This window comes from uncultured Fretibacterium sp. (assembly GCF_938030725.1).
In the GTDB taxonomy this organism is placed as follows: Bacteria; Synergistota; Synergistia; order Synergistales; family Aminobacteriaceae; genus Fretibacterium.
Window position 1 is genome coordinate 1 of the sequence record NZ_CALHIQ010000124.1, and the last position, 4375, is coordinate 4375.

General features: G+C 64.1%; 4 protein-coding genes. 2 read left to right on the plus strand and 2 right to left on the minus strand.

Annotated features, from left to right (window positions below; all coding sequences use genetic code 11):
- Positions 1 to 18: 18 nt before the first annotated feature.
- Together rsmH and mraZ are read right to left on the minus strand one after the other, a co-directional pair.
- Positions 19 to 930, minus strand: a complete 912-nt coding sequence (gene rsmH, locus Q0629_RS07160) for a 16S rRNA (cytosine(1402)-N(4))-methyltransferase RsmH (RefSeq protein ID WP_298780721.1) — start codon at positions 928 to 930, stop codon at positions 19 to 21.
- A complete protein-coding gene (gene mraZ, locus Q0629_RS07165) occupies positions 917 to 1345 on the minus strand; it encodes a division/cell wall cluster transcriptional repressor MraZ (protein ID WP_298780723.1) in 429 nt (142 codons plus the stop codon). The genes rsmH and mraZ overlap by 14 nt, the downstream gene beginning before the upstream one ends.
- Before the next feature lie 282 nt (positions 1346 to 1627).
- On the opposite strand from mraZ, the gene Q0629_RS07170 reads away from it, so the two are divergent.
- Together Q0629_RS07170 and Q0629_RS07175 are read left to right on the plus strand one after the other, a co-directional pair.
- The gene (locus Q0629_RS07170; RefSeq protein WP_298780726.1) at positions 1628 to 3280 is read left to right on the plus strand and encodes a Na/Pi cotransporter family protein; all 1653 of its coding nucleotides are present in this window, start codon (positions 1628 to 1630) and stop codon (positions 3278 to 3280) included.
- A gap of 1 nt (position 3281) precedes the next feature.
- Positions 3282 to 4375: transglycosylase domain-containing protein (locus Q0629_RS07175; RefSeq protein ID WP_298780729.1), on the plus strand; the 1094-nt coding region annotated here is incomplete at its 3' end.

Genomic DNA, 4375 nt, shown 5'->3' on the forward strand with positions numbered 1-4375 from the left:
GTTCCCTGCGGCGGGAAACTACCCGCCCCCAAAAAAACGAAAGGCCCGAAGTTTTGCGCTCCTCGACCGGTAGTTGCGCTCCCGCTCCTCCTCCTGAGGCAGGAGCGGATGCCGCGTCAGCGCACGACCCAGCCCTTCCTCCCTCTCCCAGCTCCGAAAGCGGTGCTTCACGATCCGGTCCTCCAGCGAGTGGTAGGACACCACCACCGCCACGCACCCCTCCCCCGCCAACCCCGGCAGGGCTTCCAGCATGGACTCGATCGCCGAAAGTTCGTCGTTCACGAAGATGCGCAGCGCTTGAAACACCCTTCGTGCGGGGTGGGTCCCCATCTTCCTCTGAACGGGAGCAGGGAGGACCTCACGGATCAGAGCCACCAGCTCTCCCGTCGTTTCAAGCCGCAGCCCCCTGGCCCGACGCTGGATTATGCCCTCGGCGATGCGGCGGGAGTGACGCTCATCGCCGTACTCCCAGAAGATTCTCGCCAACTCGTCGGCGCTCAGGCCGTTCAGCACCTCCGCTGCGCTTGGGGCTCCGCCGTCGGGGTCCATCCTCATGTCCAGCGGGCCGTCCTGCTGAAACGAGAAGCCCCGCGCCGCTTCCGTCAGCTGCAGGTTGGAAACGCCGAGGTCGAACACGAACGCATCAAAGGGCGCTTCCCCTCCCAAAACCCCCGCGATATCCCCAAAGTTGGCGTGTACGGCGTAAAATCGCGGTGCAAAAGCGGCCAGGCGCTCTTGCGCCAGGCGCAGCGCATCCGGGTCGCGATCCACCCCCCACACCCGCCCGTCGGGGAAGGTCCGGAGGATCGCCTCCGAATAGCCGCCCAGCCCCAGGGTGCCGTCCACGATCCGAAGCGCTCCGCGCGACCCCGACGCCTCGCTCAGGAAGGAAAGGACCTCCGACAACAGGACCGGCTCATGCGTTTCCATTCATTTCCCCTCCTGCGAGCTCCTGCAGGGCGTCCAATCCCGCCCGGCAGTACTCCGCCCAGGCGGTACGATCCCAGACCTCGGCGTGGTCGTTCACGCCGTTGACCACCAGGTCCTGCCGAATTCCGGCGTAGTCGCGCAGCACCGTCGGCAGCAGGATTCGCCCTGCTCCATCCGGGGCCAGATCGTGGGCACTCGCCAACACGATCCGCTGAAGCCTGCGGGCCTTGGCATTGCTCATGAAGGACTCCGCATCCATCCACCGAATGAGCTTTTCCCACTCCGCCTGAGAGTAGAGGGAGACGCAGCGCTCCATCCCGAAGGCCGCAATCACCGTGCCCCCCAGTTCTTCCCGAAACTTCGCAGGAAGCACCAGGCGGGACTTTGCATCCAGGCGATGTTCAAAAGTCCCCATCAGCACCCTGGACCGTCTCCTTCCCCTCAGGCCCTTTCCCCTTTTCTACCACTCCACACCACTTCATTACACTCAGGACCACTTTATCACGTAGTTGAAATAACTTAAGAGCCCTAAGGCTTAATAACGCTAATCCTAAAGTCCCCTTTACAGAAGGAAGCCCCATGGGAATGCTGTCGCGGCCGTCGCCTCGCAGCGACCGTCCGGGCTGGCGACCCCGCAAAATCGGGGACGTGATATACTTACGGAACGGAAAAAATATCTTTTTTGGGGGTACGGCCTGTGAATTGGTCAACGTTGCTGCGCGTCGCCGGGGGGGTTGGGCTGTTCCTTTACGGCATCAAGCTCATGAGCGAAGCCCTTCAGTTCATCGCGGGCGACCGCATGCGCCACCTGATCGGGACCCTGACGAAGACGCCCCTCCGGGGAATCTTCGTCGGCATCCTCGTCACGATCCTGATCCAGAGCAGCAGCGGAACCACGGTGATGACCGTCAGTTTCGTCAACGCAGGTCTGATGACCCTGAAGCAGGCCATCGGCATCATCATGGGGGCCAACATCGGGACGACGATCACCGCCCAGATCATCGCCTTCAGCATCAAGGACATGGCGCTGCCCTTCGTCGCCGCCGGCGTGGCGATGGCCATCTTCGGACGAACCAAAAAACTGCGCTACTTCGGCAACGGCGTCGTCGGCCTGGGGCTCCTCTTCATGGGGATGCAGACGATGGAGGCCGCCACCTCCTTCATGGCGTCGCGAGGAGACCTGCTCCTGGCCCTCAGCCGCAACCCTATTCTGGGCGTGGCCGCAGGTGCGTTCATCACCATGATCGTCCAGTCGAGCGCCGCCACCATCGGTCTGACCATGGCCATGGCTTCCCAAGGGCTCATCGGCATCGACGCGGCCATCCCCATCATCCTGGGCGACAACATCGGCACCACCATCACGGCCGTTCTGGCGGCCATCGGGACGAACCGCTCCGCCAAGCAGGCGGCGGCAGCCCACGTGCTCTTCAACTTCCTGGGCGTCGTCCTTTTCCTCCTCTTTCTGCCGCTCTACAGAACTCTGGTCCTCCGCTCCGCCTCCGACGTGGGACGCCAGATTGCGAACGCGCACTCCATCTTCAACGTCGTCAACACCTTCCTGTTCTTCCCCTTCGTCTCCATCTTCGCCCGCATGATCGAAAGGGTCGTCCCCACGCAGGGGGCCGACCAGATCGGACACGCCCTCTACCTGGACCCCAAGCTCATCGCCGCCTCGGCCACAGCGGCGGTCGAGGCGGTCAAGGACGAGCTTCTGCACATGGGGGACATCGCGCAGGAGATGCTTGCCGTCGCGCGAAACGCCTACGTGCCGGGCGCCCGCGTCGCCGAGCTGACCGAGGAGTTTGCCGCCAAAGAGAAGGAGGTCAACGCGATCAACCGAGCCATCGCCTCCTACGCCTCTGAGATCTGGCAGAAGGGCGTGTCCGCCGACATCTCCACCGTCCTGGGCTGCTACGTGAACGCGGCCGCGGACCTCGAGCGCATCGGTGACCACGTGGAGAACTTGATGGAGCTGGCAGAGCCTCTGAACGGCTGCCTGTCGAACTCCGCCCTGGCGGAGTTCGACAGTATGCTGGACACGGCCGATCTGGCCCTCGCTACGGCCCTCTCTTCCATCAAAAACGAGGACGCCTCCCAGGCGGATCGCGTCATCAAAGACCTTGAGAACCAAATCGACGACCAGGAGAGGCAGTACCGAAAAAATCACATCGAGCGCCTGAATCATGGCCTGTGCGACCCGGAGAAGGGCGTGGACTTCATCGACCTCCTCGGCAACCTGGAGCGCATCGGGGATCACAGCCACAACATCGCCTACTACACCCACGACATCGTCAAACTCTCAAGCGGCCCCGTCCCGCCGGCCCAGTACGCCGGCTCTCCGCTGTCCTGATATGCTGAAAGCACCCCTTGTCAAAAAAATCCTGCTGTCTCTGGGGCTGGTCCTGCTGGCCGGAGCGGCGGTCTTTGCCGCGCTCTGGCAGAGCATCCCCCTCGACCTGCAGCGCCTCGACTCCCCCAGCGCCTCCCCCGCGCTCTTCGACTGCGAGGGGAAACTCTTTCACCTTCGACTCTCGTCCGAATCGGAATGGCGCCTCCCGATCCCCCTCGCCGAGATGGGACCATGGCTCCCCCGTATCGCCGTTGGGGTCGAGGACGGACGATTCTACAGCCACCGGGGCATCGACTTGATGGCCATCGCACGGGCAACAGCGCAGAACGCGGCGGCGTGCCGGGTCGTCTCTGGCGCGTCCACCATAACAAGCCAGCTCATTCGTCTTGCCGTCTCGGAGCGCGAGACGGAGGAGGGGTCCTCCAGCTTAGTGCGCCGGCCCCGCACCCTCGCCACGAAGGTAAGGGAGTTCATCCTGGCGCTGAAGCTGGAGCGCGTCCTCTCCAAGGAACAGATCCTTGAACGCTACCTCAACCTCGCCCCCTTCGGCGGGAACATCCGTGGCGTTCAGGCTGCATCCTTGATCTACTTCGGGAAACCCGCCTTCAAGCTCTCCCCCAGCGAGGCATGTCTCATGATCGGCATGTTGAAGGGGCCGACGCTCTATCGCCCCGACACAAGGCCCGAAGCCGCGCGGGAGCGACGGGATGCCATCATCCGGCTCATGGAGAGGAAGGGGGTATTTACCAGGGAGGCGGCGGAGCGCGCCCTCCTGGAGGAGCTGCCCCGGAGCCGGACGGCGCCGCCGCTTCGGGCCTGGCACTTCGCGGAGATGGTCCTCGGCGGTCGGTCGGAAAGGGCGGGAAGCATCACGACCTCTCTGAGGCTGGACTTTCAGACGCGGCTCGAGTCCATCCTGAGGCAGGCGGCCCGCGAGCTCCCTCAGGACATCACGCTGGCCGCCGGCGTCGTGGAGAACAGCACTGCACGCCTCGTCGCCTGGGTCGGCAACGCCCGGTTCGGCGGCAGGGGCACGGGAGCCTGGGTGGACTGCGGCCTGGGGCTCCGCTCCCCTGGCTCGACGCTGAAGCCTTT